Below are 20,380 nucleotides of genomic sequence, written 5' to 3'. Positions count from 1 at the left end.
TTCCCATTGCAGCCAAGAGTAGGAATCATAAGTATCGGAATATGACCCAGACAGACGCGCCGCTGACAGGCCATAAGTTGATCCATAGCTACCTTAAAACGCTTGATGCGTCGCCCGGCGTTTACCGCATGCTGGATGAGCAGATGCGCGTGCTTTACGTTGGCAAAGCGCGGAATTTGAAGAACCGTGTCAGCAATTACGCACGTCCGACGGGACATTCTGGCCGTATCGCGCGGATGATCTCTGAAACCCGTTCGATGATGTTTTTGACCACCGCGACCGAAACAGAAGCACTGCTGCTTGAGCAAAACCTGATCAAGCAGCTCAAGCCGAAATACAATGTGCTGCTGCGCGACGATAAATCATTTCCCAATATTCTGGTCGCCAAGGATCACGCCTTTCCGCAAATCCGCAAACACCGCGGGGCCAAAAAGACCAAAGGGTCTTACTATGGCCCCTTCGCAAGTGCTGGCGCCGTGAACAGAACGCTGAACCAGTTGCAGCGGGTGTTCTTGCTGCGTGATTGTTCAGATAGCACCTATGAAGGGCGCACGCGGCCCTGTTTGAATTACCAGATCAAACGATGCAGCGCGCCGTGTGTCGGCAAGATATCGCAAGACGATTACGCCGCCAGTGTGCGTGACGCCGAGAAGTTTCTGTCTGGCAAGACCACTGGTATTCAGGAACGTCTGGCAGATGAAATGGCCAAAGCATCCGAAGCAATGGAGTTCGAGCGTGCAGCTGCCATGCGGGACCGTATCCGCGCTCTGACCCAAGTGCAGACAGCCCAAGGTATCAATCCGCGCGGTGTGTCAGAGGCTGATGTGATCGCGCTTCATATGGATGGCGGACAGGCCTGTGTGCAGGTGTTTTTCATACGTGCAAACCAGAATTGGGGGAACCGCGACTACTATCCACGTTTGGCCGCTGACGTGTCTGAAACCGAAGTGATGGAGGCCTTTCTTGGCCAGTTCTATGACACCAAGGAACCGCCCAAGCAGGTGATCTTATCTCACGGTGTCGAAAACGAGGATTTGTTGCTTGATGCGTTGTCCCAAAAAGCCGGACGCAAGGTTGATATCATCGTGCCCCAACGCGGTGAAAAGATGGATCTTGTGGCTGGCGCGGCACGCAACGCCCGCGAAAGCCTTGCGCGCAAAATGGCCGAAAGTGCGACCCAAGGAAAACTGCTGAAAGGTCTGGCCGAGGCCTTTGATCTTGATGCCCCCCCACAGCGGGTCGAAGTATATGATAACAGCCACATCCAAGGGGCGCATGCCGTGGGTGCGATGATTGTCGCGGGCCCCGAAGGATTCATGAAAAACAGCTACCGCAAGTTCAACATTCGTGGAGAAGAGCTTACGCCCGGGGATGATTTTGGGATGATGAAAGAGGTTTTGAAGCGCCGCTTCAAACGCCTTTTGAAAGAAGATCCTGATCGGTCCAAGGGCGATTGGCCTGATCTTCTGTTGATCGATGGCGGCGCGGGGCAGGTCAGCGCCGTGCGGGAGATTATGGAAGATATGGGCGTCGGCGATATTCCGATGGTGGGGGTTGCCAAGGGGTTGGACCGCGATGCTGGTAAAGAAGAATTTCATCGCACGGGCAAACAGGTCATGGCGCTACGCCACAACGACCCCGTTCTTTATTTCGTTCAGCGTATGCGAGACGAAGCCCACCGATTTGCAATCGGAACGCACCGCGCCAAACGCAGCAAGGCTGTTGGCGTGACCCCACTCGATGATGTTCCGGGCGTTGGCGCACGTCGTAAGAAAGCGCTTTTGATGCATTTCGGCTCTGCAAAGGCGGTGGGGCGCGCAAATTTGGCCGATCTGAAGGCCGTCGAGGGTATTTCGGAGGCGATGGCGCAGACGATTTACGATTTTTTCCATGAAAAATAGTGTCCCCGCGGGGACAAGCCTATGAAATTAAGTGAAAATTTACGAACAGCCGATGTATGGCCTAGCGTCTGCTCACGGTATGGCAATGCGTCAGACGTTCGGTGCATTAGCCATTTGTTAACGTAGAAGAGACAGGTTACATCTGAGCTATGAAGTGGAACCTACCCAATATCCTGACGATTGGTCGCCTGTTTGCCTGTTTCGGCGTGGTGATTATGTTTTTGTATTTCAACCGTCCTTGGGCAGACTGGTTTGCGCTGATCTTGTTTGCGGCGGCGGCGATCACGGATTTCTTTGACGGTTATCTGGCCCGCGCGTGGAACCAGACCAGCAAGTTCGGCGCGATGCTGGACCCCATTGCCGACAAAGCGATGGTGGTGATTGCGCTGCTGATCATTGTGGGTTTTTCGGGCATGGACCCTTGGCTGTTGCTGCCTGCCACCGTGATCATTTTTCGCGAGGTCTTTGTCAGCGGTCTGCGCGAGTTTTTGGGCGATGACGCCAAAACGCTTGCGGTCACGAAACTGGCCAAATGGAAAACCACGGCCCAGATGGTGGCGATTGCGGTGTTATTTTCAAAAGGCGCGTTCGAACACTACCTGATCGAGCAGACAGTGGGCATGGACCCTGCTTTGGTTCAGGCTATTTTAGCGGGAGAGGCTGACGACGTGCTTGGCCTGCGCTGGAAAGATGCGGGCTGGGATCTGAGCTGGTCCATCGGGCTTGTCTTGCTCTGGGTCGCGGCGGTGTTAACCTTAATCACAGGCTGGGACTATTTTCGTAAGTCGCTGCCGTATCTGAGGGATGGCTGATGGATGTTGTCTATTTTGCATGGGTGCGGGAACGCATTGGACTGCCGCGCGAAACGGTCGAGACACAGGCTGAAACGGTGGCTGATCTTGTAGCGGAACTGCGCGCGCGTGAGGCCCGATATGATGCGGCCTTTGAGGACGTGAGCGCCCTGCGCGTGGCCCTTGATCAGGAACTGAGCGATTTCGACGCCCCCTTAAAAGGCGTGCGCGAGGTCGCCTTTTTCCCGCCCATGACAGGTGGCTGATGGATATTCGGGTCCAAGAAGCGGCGTTTGATGCAGGCGCTGAACTAAACGCTTTTACGAATGCCGCCCAAGGGGCAGGTGCGATTGTCAGCTTTTCGGGGATCGTGCGTGATGTGGCCGGCGGGCTGAACACCATGACGATAGAGCATTATCCCGGCATGACGGAAAAGGCACTGACGGATATTGCCAAACAAGCGACGGACCGTTTTGATCTGGCGCATGTGATGGTGATCCACCGCTTTGGCGATTTGGGACCAGACGAACAGATCATGATGGTGGCCACAGCCAGCCGACACCGCAAGGCGGCCTTTGAAGGGGCCGCGTTTTTGATGGATTACCTGAAGTCCCGCGCCCCTTTCTGGAAAAAAGAGATCACGCAGACCAGCGCGGATTGGGTCGAAAGCAAAGCGCAGGACGAAGATGCGCTCTCGCGCTGGTAATCCCGCATTAAGGTTAACGCGCACCCTTTGCGAAACAGCACGCGTGCTGCTTCATTGTTGTAAAAATACCTAAAACCCGACAGTTCAGCCTTGTTGCGCACGTTCGATATAACTGCGCAGTTCCTCGGCTTCATGACGGGCATCGCGCAGTCCGTCCATCGCTGCGCGCAGCTCTGCTTCGGTCTGGGCCATCTGGTTGCTGATTTCCGCCTCGCGCTGCTGCAAATAGGTGATTGCTTGGTCGCGGGTTTCTTCGGCTTCGTGCAGGGCTTGGGCCATCTTGTCCAACTCGCCCACGTCAGATTGCGATACGCGGGTAAAGCGGCTGATCAGCCAGTGGGCAAACCAGCCAAGCATGAAGGCCACAAATAGGATGGCTGCAATCGCGACGATAAATTCAGTTCTGTTCATCGGTCTCGGCCTCGTCCGTGTCTGATGGGGGATCGTTCGAAATCAGGGTAAATTCGATGCGGCGGTTTGCTTCGCGCCCTGCTTCGGTGCCGTTGTCGGCAATCGGGTTTGCTTCGCCAAACCCGACCGCTTCAAGACGGGCAGGGGTGATGCGGCGGGTGACGAGCGCGGTGCGCACGGCATCGGCGCGGTCCTGGCTGATACGTGCGTTCAGCTCTTCGGAGCCTTGGCTATCGGTATAGCCTGCAATTTGCACGCGGGCGTCTACGCAGGTTTTCAGCAGTTCGGCAATTTTGTCGATCGTGTCACGCGCGCTTGCATCGATGTTGGATGACCCAGGTTCAAATGTGATTTTCTTTTGCGCAAGGATGCCTGTGATCTCGGTCACACATTCCTCGGCTGTGGGGATAGAGGCGATCGGATCAAGCGCCTCTTTATACAGCACATCAATCTGGAAGGTGCCTTGGTTGCCCAATTTATCCGCAAGGATACGGCTGATATTGGCGCGGCTGCGGGTGTCGCCCGTGTTGCCGCGCACTTCGACGCGATCGGCAGAGACGCGCACGGACCCGTTGTTGACCTCGGCCAGTGCTTCGATGGCAGCCAGCACGCGAATGGGCCAACCTTCGGGCAGTGCTTCGTCGACGCGCGAGGCGTTATAGACGTTGCTGGCGCCAAATTCGGCGCGCGCAAGGCTTTCGGATGCGGTGCGCACTAGGTCTGATGGGACGCTGCCCCGCAGTTGAACCTGACCTTCTGGCGTACGGATGGCCACGAATTCCACGGGGCCATCTGCGCCAGTGCTGCCCGCTGCAACAGGTAGTGTCGCGGTCAGGCTAAAGAGCGTGGGCAATTTGGCTTCCAGATCACCGGCGATGCGGTCAAACACACCTTGGGTCGCAGTGTCGGGTCCAACCAGCGAGACGTTGGTATCCGACATGGTCAGTGAGCCGCCCTGCAGTTCGGCAACCGCTTCGATGCCAGCTTGCGCCGCTGCACCCCATTGTTGCGATGGCACGCCCAGACCCAAAACGCAGTCCACCTGTCCTTCAAGCCCTGCTGCGCGGGCGGCGTTCAGGATTTGGCCGCGCATGATCGGCGTATCTGCGGCGCAGGCATCAAAGCGGGGGCCTGCGTCGTCAATCAGGAAACGCAACGTGTAGGGCGAGATCACGGGGCGCGGCGCGGTGATGTCCATCTCGAGGGTGACGCCTTCGGGGGCTTCGCGGGCCAGAACACTTTCGAGACGTTGTTTGGCATCGAGGCTTTCGGCGGCGGCCACAATCGCCACGCGGTCTGCGGCGATGGACACTTTTGAGCGGGGCAGGTTCTGCATGGCGGCAAGGCCAAATTCAACGGCGCTGTCCCATCCGTCGGGGACGGGGTAGTCGGCGGTTTCCAGCAGATCAGAAATTTCGGCACCCCGTGCCACGCGGGTGATATCCTGGATCAACCGGTCGCGATCAATGCTGGTGGGCACCAAACCGATCAGGGACAGGCCCGCATCGTTTTTAAGCAATTCCATGGAAAAGCGCGGGATGATCGTTTGTTCGGATTGCGAGATCGAAATGCTGTCGATGACGCGGCTCGCTTCGACGATGCTGCCAGCGACCGAGATCGCTTCAAACCGTTGGGCCTCGTCACGGGCTTCGCCGGTCAGCACGACGTTCAGACCATCGGTGGTGACTTCGGCCCAGTTCAACTGATTGTCGACGAAGGCTTGCCCGACTTCGATGGCAGAGCGGTCCTCGACCAGAGTAACCACCGCACGCGCAGCCAGAACGGCGCTACCGCCAGCGGCGGCAAATGCGAGAAAACTAAAGAGAACGGACTGAAGTCTCATATGGGTGTGTCTGATGCCTTTGACTGATGCTCTGACGGATGTTTTTCCCTGTCTTGTCTGTGCTTACGCCCAAGGGCCGAAAGGTGCAATCGAGACGAGCGCCGCCAAGGCGAAAAAGACAAAGGGTAACAGCCCTGCGTTTCGGTTGGACCTGAACAAAGTGACAAGACCTGCACCGTCACTTGGTTTGAACCGCGCCAGCTGTGCGGCCATGTGAAGCCCAATGGCCCAAGGGCCACCAAGCGCCAGAACCAGTGCGAGAATGTTGCCTGTGGGCAGTGCCACCAGCAAAACCGCCAGCCCCATCAACAACACAGTGACCACCAAAAACAGCCGCAACCAACGTGGCGAATTTTCGCCGAAAAGCCGTGCGGTTGATTTGATGCCGATCAGTGCGTCGTCCTCGGTATCCTGATGGGCGTAGATCGTATCATAAAACAGCGTCCATGCGATGCCCGACAGATAGAGCACCACCGCAGGCCAGTGCAGGGCGCCGGTGTGTGCCGTCCATGCCAGCAACGCGCCCCAGTTGAACGCCAGCCCCAGAAAGACCTGTGGCCACCACGTGAAGCGTTTTGCAAAAGGGTAGATGGCCACCGGCACAAGTGCGGCGACGCCCAGAAGGATCGCGTTGAGGTTGAACGTGAGCAGGATGCAGAACGCCACCAGAGCCTGAGCGCACATCCAGATGACAGCGCCTTTGACGCTGACCTGCCCTGACGGGATCGGGCGTGATTTGGTGCGTTCCACCGCCCCGTCGAAATCGCGGTCTGTGATGTCGTTCCATGTGCAGCCCGCCCCGCGCATCAGCCATGCGCCCAGTGCGCAGCCGACAAAGATCCAGGCATCAAAGGGGCGTGCCTGTCCCGTGGCCAGGATGGCCAGTGCAAGGCTCCACCAGCAGGGCAAAAGCAAAAGCCACGTGCCAATGGGCCTATCTGCGCGCGACAATCGCAGATAGGGGCGTGTGGCGTGTGGTGCGAGTGTATCCACCCAGTTGCCTTTTACGGCATCTGCCACTTGGCCTTGCATTGTCTCGGGCATAGGGTGCGCTCCATGAGTAAGGTTCGTCTTTATGTAGATCATCCCTTGGGCGCGGGGCAAACGGTTCCGTTGGATGCAGCGCAGGCGCATTACCTTTTTGGGGTGATGCGTCTGGGGTTGGGCGATGTGATCACCGTTTTTGACGGGGTGCACGGCGCGTGGTCTGCCGTGGTGGTGGATGCGGCCAAGCGGCGTGGTGCGGTGAGCTGCCAAGACCAGACAGCGCCGCAACAGATGCCGCCTGACCTGTGGCTTTTGTTTGCGCCGATCAAAAAGGCACGCACGGATTTCATTGTCGAAAAGGCAACCGAGATGGGGGCCGCGCGGATCTGCCCTGTGCAGACGGATTTCACCAATGCCGACCGGATCAAGCAGGACCGTCTGCAAGCCCACGCCGTAGAGGCCGCCGAGCAATGCGGGGGCACTTTTGTGCCACCTGTGGATGCGCTGGCCAAGTTGACACATGTGCTGGATGCTTGGGACCCTGATCGCGCGTTGATCTTTTGTGATGAGGCCTTGGTTGGTCGGGCCTCTTCGGAGTTGGGCAGTTTGCGCACGGCGCCGGCGGCCCTTCTTATCGGTCCGGAGGGCGGGTTTTCGCAGGCCGAGCGTGCGCGGCTGGTGGATTTGCCATTTGTGCAGACGCTGTCTTTGGGGCCGCGGGTGTTGCGTGCCGATACGGCCGCCGTTGCAGCGCTGAGCCTTTGGCAGCATGCGAAAGGTGACTGGAGATGAGCTTTATTCGACCCGCTGCCCGCGATGCCATCTGGCGGTTCCGCGATGTGGGCATTGGCGTGGTGGTGATCGCGCTTGGGGCATATTTCGGCCTGACGCGGTTTGGCTTGGCCAGCTATGCAGGATGGGGGTTGGCCGCGCTTGGCCTTGCGTTTTTGTGGGAAGGCGTGCAGCGCGCGCGGTTTCCCTATGGCCGCGACGGGGCGGGCGTGGTCGAAGTGACAGAACGACAGATCGCCTATTTCGGGCCAGATGGGGGCGGTGTGGTGTCGATCGAGGATTTGATCCGCGTGTCGATGTTTCGCCACCGTGGGCTGCTTCTTTGGGAATTTGAGGCGAAATCCGCGCCCACGTTGACCATCCCCAACAATGCACGCAATGCCGAAAGCCTGTTTGATGCGTTGGGCGTGCTGAGTGGTGTTGACTATGATGCAGCGGCCCGTGCGCCGCAATCGGACGCGCCTATGACTTTGATCTGGCAAGCCCCGTCTGCATCTGCGCACACCGCCTTGCACTGATCGTTGATTGACAGCCAAGCGCACCTGCGCCACGGATGGCATAACAGTTTCAGGAGACACCGATGTCTATTCCACAAAGCGGCGGCGGCCCGATTGAAGACCATTCCCAACTGGCCGAGCTGCTGGAAAAGGGCTGCAAGCCCAAGGCGGATTGGCGCATCGGGACCGAACACGAAAAGTTCGGCTATTGTCAGGACAGCCATAAGCCGCTTCCCTATGAGGGCGAGCGATCGATTAAGGCGGTCCTTGAGGGGTTGCGCGACGGGTTTGGATGGACGCCCGTGTTGGAAGGGCCGCATATCATCGGGCTGGAAAAAGATGGCGCAAATGTAAGCCTTGAGCCCGGGGGCGCGTTGGAATTGTCGGGCGCACCGCTTGAGACGATCCACCAGACTTGCGATGAGGTGAACACCCATCTGGCAGAAGTCAAAGAGGTGTCGGACCGTCTGGGTGTGAAATTCATTGGCCTTGGTGCAGCGCCTGAGTGGCGCCACGAGGACATGCCGCTGATGCCCAAGGGGCGGTATCAGTTGATGAATGACTATATGGAAAAGGTCGGCACGATGGGCACCGCGATGATGCGGCGCACCTGCACGGTTCAGGTGAACCTTGATTTCGGGTCAGAGGCGGACATGGTCCAAAAGCTGCGCGTGGCACTGGCGTTGCAGCCTGTCGCAACAGCGCTCTTTGCCAACTCCCCATTCTTTGAAGGGCAGGTCAACGGCCATAAATCGTGGCGCAGCCGTATCTGGCGCGATCTGGATGCGGACCGCACAGGCATGCTGCCATTTGTGTTCGAGGACGGTTTCGGCTTTGAGGCGTGGGTGCAATATGTTCTCGATGTGCCGATGTATTTTGTCTACCGCGACGGGCGGTACATCAACGCCCTTGGTATGTCGTTTCGCGATTTCCTGAAGGGTGAGTTGCCTGCGCTTCCGGGTGAAAAGCCGCTGTTGTCGGATTGGGCCGATCACCTGACGACCGTTTTTCCCGAAGCGCGGATCAAGCAGTTCATCGAAATGCGCGGTGCAGATGGTGGGCCTTGGCGCAGGTTGTGTGCTTTGCCTGCGTTTTGGGTGGGCCTGATGTATGACCAGACGGCCTTGGATGCGGCATGGGATCTGTGCAAGGGCTGGAGCGCAGAGCAGCGCGAGGCACTGCGCGTTGCGGCATCGGTCGACGGGCTTCAGGCGCAGGTCGAGGGCATCAAAATGCATGCCCTTGCGCGCGAGGTGGTCGATATTTGCGAAAGCGGTTTGAAAGCGCGCGCGCGCGTAGGTGCGGGCGGGATGGTGCCAGACGAGACCCATTTCCTTAACGCTTTGAAAGAAAGCATTGAGACGGGTCAGACACCCGCGGATGAACTTCTGGACTGCTACAATGGAGAGTGGAACGGTGATCTGAGCCGCATTTATGATGCGTTCAGCTACTGATCACTTCTGACCAATTTTGGTTTCGCTGCCGTCTTTGAGGCGGGCGATATTCTCGCGGTGGGTCCAGAACACAAGTGCGGCCAATGCTATCAGCAACCAGATCAAGGCGGGATACCCCAGATACCACGCCCAGAGCGGTGAAAGCCCCGCCGCAAATAAAGCCGACAAGGATGAATACCGCGTGATGGCGGCCACGGCCAACCATGTGGCCCCCGCGCCGACGCCAACCGGCCAAGCGAGCGCAAAGAGAAGTCCAAAGAAGGTCGCCACGCCTTTGCCGCCCTTGAACCTGAGCCAAATGGGGTAGCAATGGCCGATAAAGGCGGCCAGCCCTGCGATCATGGCGACGATGATACCGAATTGGCCAGCGATCAGCACTGCAATACCTGCCTTGCCTGCGTCCAAGATCAGGGTCAGGAAGGCGGCCAGTTTATTGCCCGTGCGCAGGACGTTTGTGGCGCCTATGTTGCCTGATCCTATTGTGCGCAAATCGCCCAAGCCGAACAGCCGCGCCATGACGAGGCCGAAGGGTATTGAGCCAAAAAGATAGCCAAAAAGAGCTGCGAGGGTGAAGCCAAAAAGAGCTGCGAGGGCGAAGATGACGACGCTCATTTAAGGGAGCCTGACACCACTGTGCCGTCTACGAGGGTTGCGCGGACGCGGCCTTGCATGCGTTGGCCATCAAAGGGCGTGTTCTTGGATTTCGACAGCAGTTTGGTTCGGTCCATCACGAAAGGCGCATCGGGGTCAAAGACCACCAGATCTGCGGGTGCGCCAGCGCTGAGGCGGCCTTGGGGGAGGCCAAGGCGGTTAGCGGGGTTCAGCGACAGGGCGCGCCACAGCGTTGGCAGATCAATCAGCCCGCTGTTCACAACGCGCATGGCGGCGGGCAAAAGCGTTTCAAGTGCAACGGCCCCACTTGCGGCTTCTTCAAAGGGCAGGCGTTTGCTTTCTTCGTCTTGGGGGGTGTGCATGGAGTGGATGATATCAAGCGTGCCGTCAGCCAGCGCTTCAATCATCGCGATGCGGTCTTCTTCGCTGCGCAGAGGCGGTTTGATCTTAAAGAAGGTGCGGTAGTCGGCCACGTCCAGTTCGTTGAGCGTGAGGTGATGGATGCTGACACCTGCGGTAATATCCAGCCCATTTGCCTTCGCACGTTTGAGCGCGGGCAGCGCACGGGCCGTGGTGACTTGATCGGCGTGATATTTTGCACCTGTCATTTCCAAAAGGGCGATATCGCGGTCCAGCCCCATCCGTTCGGCCATGGGCGACACGCCAGCCAGGCCGCGCAGGGAGGCGAATTTGCCGCTGGTCACGCAGGCCCCTTTTGACAAGGTGGGTTCCTGAATATGGGCAATGACCAATGCGTTGAGTGATCGGGCGTAGGTAAGCGCGCGTTGGTAGACTTTGGTGTCTGCAATCACGTGATCGCAATCAGTAAATGCCACGGCGCCTGCATCTTGCAAAAAGCCGATTTCGGTCATCTCGTGACCTGCGCGCCCTTTGGTCAGCGCGGCCATGGGTAACACGCGCACAGGCGCATCGGTCGCCGCACGCTTGGCAACAAATTCAAGCGCTTCGGGGGTGTCGATGGCGGGCAGCGTGTCGGGGCGGGTGACAATGGTAGTGATGCCGCCTGCGGCGGCGGCACGGCCTGCGGATGCGTAGCTTTCTTTGTGACGCTCGCCCGGTTCACAAATTTTGACGCCGATGTCGATGATCCCCGGCGCAAGGCATTTGCCATTCAGATCAACGGTTTTGCCTTGAAAGGAAGGTGGTATATCGGGTGTGTCTGACCAGATGCCCTTGATTTCACCGTCGGACACCAGAACGGCCCCAAGAGTGTCTGTGCCAGCCTCTGGGTCAATCAACCGTGCGTTTGTAAGGAGGAGATCCGTCATCCGAAAAGGGCCTTGCGCTGCATCGGCATCTGTCTAACGGGGAAAGCGGATGGGGGAAAGAGGCTTAACCCCCAACCCAGATCATCGCAAAGACAAGAAGGGCAAGGACGATCAGAACGATTGTGGCCACCATGCCTGACATCGCGGCGTCAGAACGGGGTTTTTTGCCCTTGGGGTTTTCTTCGGACGCGTCTGGCGGTGGGGATGGTTTGGCCGTTTCTGCCTGCAACCGTGTCAGCGGGGTAGATGCGCCTTCTTCGACGAAAGCGCCGATGGGCCGCAGGGGGTGTTTGGGTGCAAGGCGCGTTTCGCGACCGCCAAAGGCCTGAGAGACGACAAGGGCCACCCACCCGTCCACATCGACAATGCGTTCGGCAAATGGATCAATGTCGCAAGATGCGATACCTAGGCCCGTTTCCATATAACCGCGCAGCCCCAGTTCTTGCAGATCACGCACATGGAAGGTTTCGACAAAGTCGCTATCCAAATGGTCAACGCCAAACGCTTGCTGAATGTCGCTGGCGGTGATTGCGCGGGCTTCGTCATGGGGTAAGGCAATTTCGTAAAGGCGGATGACGCCGCGTTCGTTTTCGCTGACTTGGGTTTGTAGGGTCATTGGGTTGCTTGCCTTATCCTTTGTGCCACGGCCTTTGGATTTGCCAGATAGTTGAGTTTGAGCCGTTGGCCATCTTTCAAAGAGACAACTACGCCATCCCACCAATGTTCCTGCGCCGTTGTGATTGCCGCCCAAGGCATGAGGTTTGGTTCCTCTGACCCGTCGGTGAGCGTGAGCCCCTGGGCGTCCAAGGTCCACACCTGTTCGCGGGTGCGCCGCCACGTGCGCCAGTCATCAAAGGCGATCATGTAAACGATGGGCGATACAGCGGTGACGATCAGACCACCCACCAGATCAATCGCGGTTAACAGAGGCAGCAAAGCCGCGGCCAACAAAAGCGCACCAAGCACGGAGCGTTTGAGGAAAGTCTTGAAGTCGGGCGTTGCGATCAAGCCATGACCTCGGTTGGGGTTGCGCGTGCAGCTTGGGCCAACAGGTCCATCGCAGCCATACGAACGGCAACGCCCATTTCCACCTGTTCTTGAATGACCGACCGGTTGATATCATCTGCCAGTTCGCCGTCGATTTCGACGCCGCGGTTCATGGGGCCGGGGTGCATGACGATGGCGTCGGGTTTGGCGTTGTCCAGCTTGGCCTGATCCAGACCGTAGCGGTGGTAGTATTCGCGTTCGGACGGGATAAAGCCGCCGTCCATCCGCTCGCGTTGCAGGCGGAGCATCATCACCACATCCACGTCGCGCAGCCCTTCGTGCATGTCGTCGAAAACCTCGACGCCGAAGTGATCAATTTGCGATGGCATCAACGTGGGCGGCCCAATCAGGCGCACGCGGTTTTCCATTTTGCCAAGCAGCATGATGTTGGACCGCGCCACGCGGGAGTGGGCGATATCGCCACAAATTGCGATATTCAGGCGGTGCAAGCGCCCTTTGCTGCGGCGGATGGTAAGCGCATCCAGCAGCGCCTGGGTCGGATGTTCGTGACGCCCGTCCCCTGCGTTGAGAACGGCGCAATTCACCTTTTCGGCCAGCAGGTTCACGGCGCCCGAATGGGGGTGGCGGACAACCAGCAGATCAGGGTGCATCGCATTCAACGTCATGGCCGTATCAATCAGGGTTTCGCCTTTTTTGATGCTGGATGCCTGCATGGCCATGCTCATGACATCGGCGCCAAGCCGTTTGCCAGCCAATTCAAAACTGGCCTGCGTGCGGGTCGAATTTTCGAAAAACATATTCACCTGTGTCAGACCTGCGAGCGCGTCCGAATGCTTGTGACGCTTGCGGTTCAGATCCACATAGGTATCGGCCAAATCCAGAAGGGTCGTAATCTCGTCCGGGCCAAGGTGTTCGATGCCCAAAAGATGTTTCGCGCGCCATGCCATGATGTGGCCCCCTTGCTGGTGTTTCCAAGGGTATAGAAGGGGGCGCGATAAGCGGCAAGGGGCACGCCACAAGGTGTTTACCCTTTGGGGGCCGCAGCCTAGGTTAGCACTCTATGGAATCGTCTCTGGATCATATGGATTGGCATGCCGCCCGCGCAGCACTTGAATGGCAAGTGGATTTGGGCGTTGATGAATGTATCGCGGATGCGCCGATCAACCGGTATGAAACGCCTGCGCAAACGCCCAAGCCTGTTGTTGCAAAACGGGCCGCTGCGCCTGCCGTGATGCAACCGGTTGAGACCGATGCCGTTGCCGAAGCGCGCAAGGCGGCGGAGGCGGCAGGCGATCTGGCTGCCCTGAAGCATGCGATGGGACAATTTGAGCATTGTGATCTTAAACGCGGGGCGCAACACCTTGTTTTTGCAGATGGGGTGGCTGAGGCCCCTTTGATGATTGTTGGCGAAGCGCCTGGCCGTGACGAGGACATTGCGGGCGTGCCGTTTGTCGGTGCGGCGGGGCAATTGCTGGATAAGATGCTGGCCGCGATTGGCCGCAGTCGGGCAACGGATACCTATATCACCAACGTCATGCCGTGGCGCCCGCCGCAGAACCGAGACCCAAAACCGCTTGAACTGGCGATGATGGTCCCGTTCATCGAACGTCATATCGCGTTGGCCAAGCCGCAGGTTATTGTTGCGATGGGCAACATCAGTTGTCAGGCGTTGCTTGGGCGCAAGGGCGTAACACGCTTGCGCGGGACATGGGCGGATCACAACGGAACGGGCCTGATGCCGATGTTTCACCCTGCGTATTTGCTGCGCAATCCAGTGATGAAGCGCGAGGCATGGGCCGATTTGCTGCAGATCAAAGCGCGATTGGAGGCATCATGAGCCGCATAGACGAGAAGATGGAATTTATCCCGGTGCGTATTGCGGTTCTGACCGTCAGCGATACGCGTGGTCTGGATGATGACCGCAGCGGCGACACATTGGTGGCGCGGCTGGAAGGCGCGGGGCACATGCTGGCGGACCGAAAAATCGTGGTGGATGATCGCCAGATGATCGCGGATGTGTTGCGCAGCTGGTGTGACGATGCGGGTGTCGATGTCATTATCAGCACGGGCGGCACGGGCTTGACAGGGCGCGATGTGACGGTCGAGGCGCACCGTGATGTTTACGAAAAAGAGATTGATGCCTTTGGCACGGTGTTCACTCATGTCAGCATGGCCAAGATCGGGACAAGCGCGATCCAGTCGCGTGCGACAGGCGGTGTTTGCAACGGAACATACCTGTTTGCGCTGCCCGGATCGACGGGCGCTTGCAAAGATGCGTGGGATGAAATTTTGGTAAAACAGTTGGATTACCGCCATCGCCCCTGCAATTTCGTTGAGATCATGCCGCGTCTGGATGAACACAAACGCCGCAAGTGATGCGATATCACAATTTCGACGGAAACGCGTTGTTGCACCGTTAAGGGTTTGGAACGTCTCGTTTTGGCCCTATCTTTAGACCAGCGCGTTAAAAAGGATTTGAGATTTGCGATTTTTGAGCCGCAGCCTATTGGGCGTTGTTCTTTTGGCCCTGACGACAGGGCTTTTGGCGTTTGGCGCCTTTCAAGTCCGTGATGCTGTGCAGGAACGCGCCAACCAAGAACCATTTGCCAGACCCGCACGTGAGCGGGTGTTTGCTGTGAATGTGATTGCATTCGAGCCGCAGACCCTTGCACCGCAGATGACTGTTTTCGGTCAGATCGAAAGCCGCCGCACGCTTGAGTTGCGCCCTGCTGTATCGGGTGAGGTGGTTGCGTTGCATCCCAATTTTACCGAAGGCGGGCGCGTGCGCGAGGGCGATGTTCTGATCGAACTGGACCCTGCGGACGCGCAATCCACTGTATCGCGGGCGCAGGCGGATGTGACCGAGGCACAAGCAGAGCTGCGCGATGCAAACCAAGCCTTGGGTTTGGCCGAAGATGATTTGGCAGGGGCCCAGGCCCAGGCCGATTTGAGAGAACGGGCCTTGCAGCGTCAACGCGATTTGCAGCGCCGCGGTGTTGGCACGGAAGCGGCGGTGGAAACGGCCGAACTTGCGGCTGCGGCTGCACGTCAGGCGGTGATCTCGCGCAGGCAGGCGGTGGCTAATGCACAAGCGCGCATTGATCTGGCCCAAACGCGATTGTCGCGCCAGTCCATCAACTTGGCCGATGCGCAACGTGATCTGGAAGAAACGCGCATTATTGCAGAGTTTGACGGCACGCTTGCAGAGGTAAGTGTGGTGACGGGCGACCGTGCCAGCCAAGGCGAAGCTTTGGGTCGGCTGGTTGACCCTGATCAACTGGAGGTGGCCTTTCGTCTGAGCACCTCGCAATACGCCCGCCTTTTGGATGATGCAGGTAGCTTGCTGGACGCACCTGTGACGGTGACACTGGAGGTTCTGGGGTTTGATCTGACGTCGCAAGGGCGCATTTTGCGCGAGAGTGCGAGTGTTGCGGAAGGTCAAACCGGCCGTTTGATTTTTGCGTCGCTGGATACATCGCGCGGTTTGAAGCCTGGTGATTTTGTGCGCGTGTCGATTGATGAAAAACCCCTTGAGAATGTGGTGCTGCTGCCATCCGCTGCGGTCAATGCAGCAGGCGAGGTTCTGGTTTTGGGCGAAGAAGAGCGTTTGGAAGTCGCCCAGACAACGGTTTTGCGCCGCCAGCAGGATGATGTGATCGTCAGCGCACCTCAGCTTCGGGGCCGAGAGGTTGTCGCTGCGCGTTCGCCCGTTTTGGGGGCAGGGATCAAAGTGCGTGCGCTTCGCCCCGAAGGCCGCGATGTCGAGGTCTCGGATATGGTTGAGCTGAGCGACGAGCGTCGCGCGAAACTAATCGCTTTTGTCGAAGGAAACACGCGCATGCCTGAAGAGGCGCGCGCACGAATTCTGTCTGAGCTGCAAAATGAAAAAGTGCCCGCGCGTATTATCACGCGTATTGAACAGCGGATGGGCAGCTGATGCGCGCATTGCCCAATTCCGCAGGCGGTATTCTTTCCTACTTCACCCGCCATCCCACAGCGGCCAATCTGCTGTTGGTGGTTCTGCTTGCGGTGGGACTTGCGGTGATCCCGCAGATGCGGGCGCAGTTTTTCCCTGATGTCGTGGTGGACAATGTCACCGTTTCAGTGACTTGGGAAGGCGCAGGCGCTGAGGATGTCGACGCAGCGATTGTGCAGGTCTTGGAGCCTGCATTGCTGAGTGTCGAAGGCGTTGCGGCCTCTTCTGCAAGTTCTCGGGAGGGGCGCGCGTCGATCCAACTGGATTTTGACCCCGGGTGGGACATGGCACGCGCGGCCGATGATGTGCAAGTCGTTGTAGACGGTGTTAATACATTGCCCGAAGAAGCCGAGGAGCCGAATGTGCGGCGCGGCGCATGGCGTGACCGCGTCACAGATGTTGTGATTTCAGGGCCTGTGGGTGTTGAACAGCTTGGGCGGTTTGCCGATGAATTTGTCACACGCCTATTTGCCGAAGGTGTGACGCGTGCAACCATCCGCGGCGTGGCGGCCCCGAACACGGTGGTTGAGGTGAGCCAGGAAAGCCTGATCCGCAATGACGTGAGTATGGCCGAAATCGCACGTGCCGTGGGCGCAGAGGTGGATACAGACCCTGCGGGCGATGTCGGTGGCACAAGCCGTGTGCGCACGGGCGTTGCCAAACGCGATGCAGATGCGATTGCGGGGATAATTTTGCGCTCTGGCACGGATGGCGCAAATCTGACGGTCGGTGATGTTGCGCGTATTCGTGTCGATGGGATTGATCGCAACCGCGCTTATTTCGTGGAAGGTGCGCCTGCGTTGTCCATCCGCATCGACCGTTCGGATCAAGGTGATGCGATTGATATCCAAGCCAAGGTGCAAAAGGTTGCGGACGAGCTTGAGCTGTCTCTGCCCCAAGGCGTTGAGGTGCAACTGATCCGTACACGGGCCGAGGCAATCAGTGGACGCCTGAATATCCTGATCGACAACGGTCTGATGGGGCTTGGGTTGGTCGTTTTGCTGTTGTTTTTGTTCTTGAATGCGCGGACAGCTTTTTGGGTTGCCGCGGGTATTCCTGTTGCGATGTTCACAGCTATGGCGCTGATGTATCTGGCGGGTTTGACAATCAATATGATCAGCCTGTTTGCATTAATTATTACTCTCGGGATCGTCGTTGACGATGCGATTGTTGTGGGAGAACACGCTGATTTCCGCGCCCGCAAGCTTGGCGAAGATCCTGTGCGCGCCGCGGAAACGGCGGCCAAGCGCATGGCAAGCCCGGTGTTTAGTGCAACCGTGACAACGGTGATCGCCTTTTTTGGGCTGGTCGCAATCGGGGGGCGGTTTGGCGATTTGATCAGCGATATTCCCTTTACGGTGATTGTGGTTCTGCTGGCCTCTTTGGTCGAATGTTTCTTGATCTTGCCGCATCACATGGCAGGCGCGTTGAAGCATACGGACAAAGAACACTGGTATGACCTGCCCAGTCGTGTTGTGAACCGTGGGTTCAACTGGGTGAAGGAAAACATCTTCCGCCCGCTTATGGGGTGGGTCATCGTTGCGCGGTATCCTGTGTTTGCTGCTGTGCTGGCACTGCTGGCTTTGTCGTCTACGTTGTTTATCAGCGGTGATGTTCAGTGGCGCTTTTTCAACGCGCCTGAGCGGGGCTCTGTGACCGGTAATTTTGTTATGGTCGATGGGGCCACACGCCAAGACACGATCGAACAGATGGAGCTGATGACCGAGGCCGTTGAGGTTTTGGCCGCCGATGTGGAAGGTCGCATCGGTGTAAACCCGGTTGCATTTGTCATGGGCGAGGTCGGCGGCAACGCGGGGCGGGGCATGTCGGGAACCGAAAACAAGGACGCCGACCAGCTTGGTGGGGTCAGCATCGAGTTGATCGAAGCCGATGAGCGACCAGGATATTCCAGCCGCACGTTCGTGTCAGAGTTGCAAGATCAGGTTGCGCGTCATCCGCGTCTTGAAAACATCAGCTTTCGCAGTTGGGGCAGCGGCCCCCAAGGAGACGGGCTTGAGGTGCAGTTTTACGGTGCAGATGCCGATACGTTGAAAGAAGCAAGTAACGCGTTGAAAGAGGCGCTTGCACAGTTTTCCGAAGTGTCCGCCATCGAAGACAATCTGGCATACGACAAAGAAGAGCTGATCTTGGAGCTGACGGCCAAGGGCCAGGCGCTCGGTTTCAATATCGACGATCTGGGACGCGTGCTGCGCAACAGGTTGAACGGGATTGAGGCGGCGACATTCCCTGTGGGGCCGCGAAGTGCGGCCATCCGTGTGGAATTGGAAGAGGGCAGCCTGACGTCGGATTTTCTGAGCGAAATGCTGGTGCGCTCGGACGCGGGGCAATATGTGCCTCTGGCTGATATTGTCAGGGTGGAACGGCGCACAGGCTTTGCATCGGTCAATCGCGAGAATGGTATCCAGCTGATCAGCGTTACGGGCGAATTGAATCAGGAAGACGCGGCGCGTGCCAATGAAATCCTTGCGCTGCTTGAAGACGATATTTTGCCGCGCATCGAAAGCGAACAGCAAGTGGCCTTTGTGTTCTCTGGCCAATCGCAGGATGAAGATGAATTCCTGAACGATGCGCGGGTCGGATTGATGCTAAGCCTTTTGGGAATTTTCCTGACGTTGGCATGGGTTTTTGGAAGCTGGACACGTCCCGTGGTGGTGATGGCGATTATTCCATTTGGTTTGGTTGGCACCATTTACGGCCATTGGGTTTGGGATGTGCCGCTGAGTATGTTTACGGTTGTGGGCCTCATCGGCATGGTGGGCATCGTTATCAACGACAGCATTGTGTTGGTCACGACGATTGATGATTATGCAAAAGATCGCGGGATCATCCCTGCGATTATTGATGGCGCCTGCGATCGTTTACGCCCTGTTTTGTTGACGACTTTGACAACGGTCCTCGGGCTTTCGCCGCTTTTGTATGAGCAAAGCAGTCAGGCGCAATTCCTTAAACCCACAGTGATTACACTGGTTTACGGTCTGGGATTTGGGATGATCCTTGTGTTGCTTGTCGTGCCTGCATTGGTGGCGATGCAAACCGATATCGAACGCCTGCGCACCGCCAGCAAACGTGCCTTGCGCGCACCGCAGTCAGCGGCGGCGGTGAAGGGGGCAAATGTGGTTCTGCTCGGGCTGAGTGGCGTTGCGCTTTTGGCAACGATGGGGTCTGTCGGATTTACGGGGGCGACCGTCTGGGGCGCCGAAATGGGGCTTGGATTGGCCTTTGGCTGGTTTGCAGCGTTTACGATTGTTGCAGCGTTGCTGGTGTTTGCGGCTTCAGCGCTTTGGATATCGCGTAAAGGTGTGTCGCAAACAGCCTAGCGGCCTGTGCATCCTTTGGCTTCTACCGCTTGGCCGCCTGCCATTACCGTGAAGATCAATTCGCTACGATCCAACGCGACATAGCCGCCTGTTGGGCTGAGGATATCAACGCTGGCTGTCAGAGTGTTGCCTGACCTGACCACATCCGCTTCGGACACCCAAAGGTGTGCTTGGGGAACTTCGATCACCGCAAGCTCGTCCCGCCCGAGGGCAGGCATGGAAATCTCTGCATGAAGTCGGATGCCATCTTCGACAGCTGCGATCTTGCATGTGATGCCTGTCATATTGGCATCTTTGGCTGACAAGGGCTGGTTGATCAGTGCCGCTGCGATCTGCCCATCAGGTGCACCTGTTTCTGGCAAAAGGGCGTTGAACCGCAGGGTTTTGGGCACGCAAATATCTTTGCAGACACCGATCTGGACTTTGCCTTTCAGCCGCATTTGCCCGTCGGCATCGGGCACAACTTCAATCGGGATCACGACTTGGCCCGCATAGCCCAAGGTGCGCATGCCGTTTTGGTCATGCACCTCGGGGACGGGCCAGTGGAAATGCACGGCTTCCACATTGCGGGTTCCGGTCCAGGAAAAGGAGGGCGGGATACCTGCATCACCAGGGCTGCGCCAATATGTTTTCCACCCGTCCGCCAAAGTGAGCCTGACGCCAGCGATATGTGTTCCGTCGTCGGTGCGCCAGCCGCCTAAAATATCCAAGGCAACTGCATCACGTGCAGGATCAGCCATCCCATTCGATGGAAGGCAAAGCGCTAACAGCGCGG

Annotated in this window: 20 protein-coding genes; 11 read left to right on the top strand and 9 right to left on the bottom strand. The window is 57.9% G+C overall.

What is annotated here, in order from left to right:
• Positions 1 to 41: 41 nt before the first annotated feature.
• From uvrC to L1065_RS06515, 4 genes are all read left to right on the top strand, one after another.
• The gene (gene uvrC, locus L1065_RS06530; RefSeq protein WP_237094670.1) at positions 42 to 1,901 is read left to right on the top strand and encodes an excinuclease ABC subunit UvrC; all 1,860 of its coding nucleotides are present in this window, start codon (positions 42 to 44) and stop codon (positions 1,899 to 1,901) included.
• Positions 1,902 to 2,050: 149 nt separating this feature from the next.
• The gene (pgsA, locus tag L1065_RS06525) at positions 2,051 to 2,713 is read left to right on the top strand and encodes a CDP-diacylglycerol--glycerol-3-phosphate 3-phosphatidyltransferase (RefSeq protein WP_237094669.1); all 663 of its coding nucleotides are present in this window, start codon (positions 2,051 to 2,053) and stop codon (positions 2,711 to 2,713) included.
• Entirely contained in the window at positions 2,713 to 2,958 is a 246-nt protein-coding gene (gene moaD / locus L1065_RS06520; protein WP_237094668.1) for a molybdopterin converting factor subunit 1, read from the top strand. Before pgsA ends, moaD begins: the two co-directional genes overlap by 1 nt.
• Complete coding sequence (locus tag L1065_RS06515; protein WP_237094667.1) at positions 2,958 to 3,398, top strand: molybdenum cofactor biosynthesis protein MoaE; 441 nt, start codon at positions 2,958 to 2,960, stop codon at positions 3,396 to 3,398. Before moaD ends, L1065_RS06515 begins: the two co-directional genes overlap by 1 nt.
• A gap of 84 nt (positions 3,399 to 3,482) precedes the next feature.
• On the opposite strand, the gene L1065_RS06510 is transcribed toward L1065_RS06515, so the two are convergent.
• The 3 genes from L1065_RS06510 to ubiA all read right to left on the bottom strand — a co-directional run bounded on the left by L1065_RS06510 (position 3,483) and on the right by ubiA (position 6,696).
• Positions 3,483 to 3,809 carry a hypothetical protein gene (locus tag L1065_RS06510; protein WP_237094666.1) on the bottom strand — a complete coding sequence of 109 codons (327 nt, stop codon included), beginning with the start codon at positions 3,807 to 3,809 and terminating at the stop codon, positions 3,483 to 3,485.
• Complete coding sequence (locus tag L1065_RS06505) at positions 3,796 to 5,652, bottom strand: OmpA family protein (protein ID WP_237094665.1); 1,857 nt, start codon at positions 5,650 to 5,652, stop codon at positions 3,796 to 3,798. Before L1065_RS06505 ends, L1065_RS06510 begins: the two co-directional genes overlap by 14 nt.
• Positions 5,653 to 5,715: 63 nt before the next feature.
• Positions 5,716 to 6,696: a 4-hydroxybenzoate octaprenyltransferase gene (ubiA, locus tag L1065_RS06500; RefSeq protein WP_237094664.1), complete on the bottom strand. Its 981-nt coding sequence runs from the start codon at positions 6,694 to 6,696 to the stop codon at positions 5,716 to 5,718.
• Between the two features lie 12 nt (positions 6,697 to 6,708).
• Between ubiA and L1065_RS06495 the strand changes: the two genes are divergently transcribed.
• The 3 genes from L1065_RS06495 to L1065_RS06485 all read left to right on the top strand — a co-directional run bounded on the left by L1065_RS06495 (position 6,709) and on the right by L1065_RS06485 (position 9,382).
• Complete coding sequence (locus tag L1065_RS06495) at positions 6,709 to 7,431, top strand: 16S rRNA (uracil(1498)-N(3))-methyltransferase (RefSeq protein WP_237094663.1); 723 nt, start codon at positions 6,709 to 6,711, stop codon at positions 7,429 to 7,431.
• A complete protein-coding gene (locus tag L1065_RS06490) occupies positions 7,428 to 7,949 on the top strand; it encodes a hypothetical protein (protein ID WP_237094662.1) in 522 nt (173 codons plus the stop codon). Before L1065_RS06495 ends, L1065_RS06490 begins: the two co-directional genes overlap by 4 nt.
• A gap of 62 nt (positions 7,950 to 8,011) precedes the next feature.
• A complete protein-coding gene (locus L1065_RS06485) occupies positions 8,012 to 9,382 on the top strand; it encodes a glutamate--cysteine ligase (protein ID WP_237094661.1) in 1,371 nt (456 codons plus the stop codon).
• Here the strand turns inward: L1065_RS06485 and plsY are convergent, their stop codons facing one another.
• The 5 genes from plsY to L1065_RS06460 all read right to left on the bottom strand — a co-directional run bounded on the left by plsY (position 9,383) and on the right by L1065_RS06460 (position 13,238).
• Positions 9,383 to 9,994 (bottom strand): glycerol-3-phosphate 1-O-acyltransferase PlsY, encoded by a 612-nt coding sequence (plsY, locus tag L1065_RS06480; RefSeq protein WP_237094660.1) that lies wholly within the window; start codon positions 9,992 to 9,994, stop codon positions 9,383 to 9,385.
• Positions 9,991 to 11,283 (bottom strand): dihydroorotase, encoded by a 1,293-nt coding sequence (gene pyrC / locus L1065_RS06475; protein ID WP_237094659.1) that lies wholly within the window; start codon positions 11,281 to 11,283, stop codon positions 9,991 to 9,993. The genes plsY and pyrC overlap by 4 nt, the downstream gene beginning before the upstream one ends.
• 64 nt (positions 11,284 to 11,347) lie before the next feature.
• Positions 11,348 to 11,899 (bottom strand): hypothetical protein, encoded by a 552-nt coding sequence (locus L1065_RS06470; protein ID WP_237094658.1) that lies wholly within the window; start codon positions 11,897 to 11,899, stop codon positions 11,348 to 11,350.
• Positions 11,896 to 12,291 (bottom strand): hypothetical protein, encoded by a 396-nt coding sequence (locus L1065_RS06465; RefSeq protein ID WP_237094657.1) that lies wholly within the window; start codon positions 12,289 to 12,291, stop codon positions 11,896 to 11,898. The genes L1065_RS06470 and L1065_RS06465 overlap by 4 nt, the downstream gene beginning before the upstream one ends.
• Entirely contained in the window at positions 12,288 to 13,238 is a 951-nt protein-coding gene (locus L1065_RS06460) for an aspartate carbamoyltransferase catalytic subunit (protein ID WP_237094656.1), read from the bottom strand. The genes L1065_RS06465 and L1065_RS06460 overlap by 4 nt, the downstream gene beginning before the upstream one ends.
• 113 nt (positions 13,239 to 13,351) lie before the next feature.
• Here L1065_RS06460 and L1065_RS06455 point away from each other — a divergent pair, with 113 nt between their 5' ends.
• The 4 genes from L1065_RS06455 (at position 13,352) to L1065_RS06440 (ending at position 19,605) form a co-directional block, all read left to right on the top strand.
• The gene (locus L1065_RS06455) at positions 13,352 to 14,128 is read left to right on the top strand and encodes a uracil-DNA glycosylase (RefSeq protein ID WP_237094655.1); all 777 of its coding nucleotides are present in this window, start codon (positions 13,352 to 13,354) and stop codon (positions 14,126 to 14,128) included.
• A complete protein-coding gene (moaB, locus tag L1065_RS06450) occupies positions 14,125 to 14,667 on the top strand; it encodes a molybdenum cofactor biosynthesis protein B (RefSeq protein ID WP_237094654.1) in 543 nt (180 codons plus the stop codon). The genes L1065_RS06455 and moaB overlap by 4 nt, the downstream gene beginning before the upstream one ends.
• 106 nt (positions 14,668 to 14,773) lie before the next feature.
• Entirely contained in the window at positions 14,774 to 16,228 is a 1,455-nt protein-coding gene (locus L1065_RS06445; protein ID WP_237094653.1) for an efflux RND transporter periplasmic adaptor subunit, read from the top strand.
• Positions 16,228 to 19,605 (top strand): efflux RND transporter permease subunit, encoded by a 3,378-nt coding sequence (locus L1065_RS06440; protein WP_237094652.1) that lies wholly within the window; start codon positions 16,228 to 16,230, stop codon positions 19,603 to 19,605. The genes L1065_RS06445 and L1065_RS06440 overlap by 1 nt, the downstream gene beginning before the upstream one ends.
• Here the strand turns inward: L1065_RS06440 and L1065_RS06435 are convergent.
• Positions 19,602 to 20,345: a protein-disulfide reductase DsbD domain-containing protein gene (locus tag L1065_RS06435; RefSeq protein WP_237094651.1), complete on the bottom strand. Its 744-nt coding sequence runs from the start codon at positions 20,343 to 20,345 to the stop codon at positions 19,602 to 19,604. The genes L1065_RS06440 and L1065_RS06435 overlap by 4 nt on opposite strands.
• Positions 20,346 to 20,380 lie beyond the last annotated feature (35 nt).

Source organism: Nereida sp. MMG025, assembly GCF_021654165.1.
GTDB lineage: Bacteria > Pseudomonadota > Alphaproteobacteria > Rhodobacterales > Rhodobacteraceae > Nereida.
This window is presented reverse-complemented; position numbering and strand designations above follow the sequence as displayed.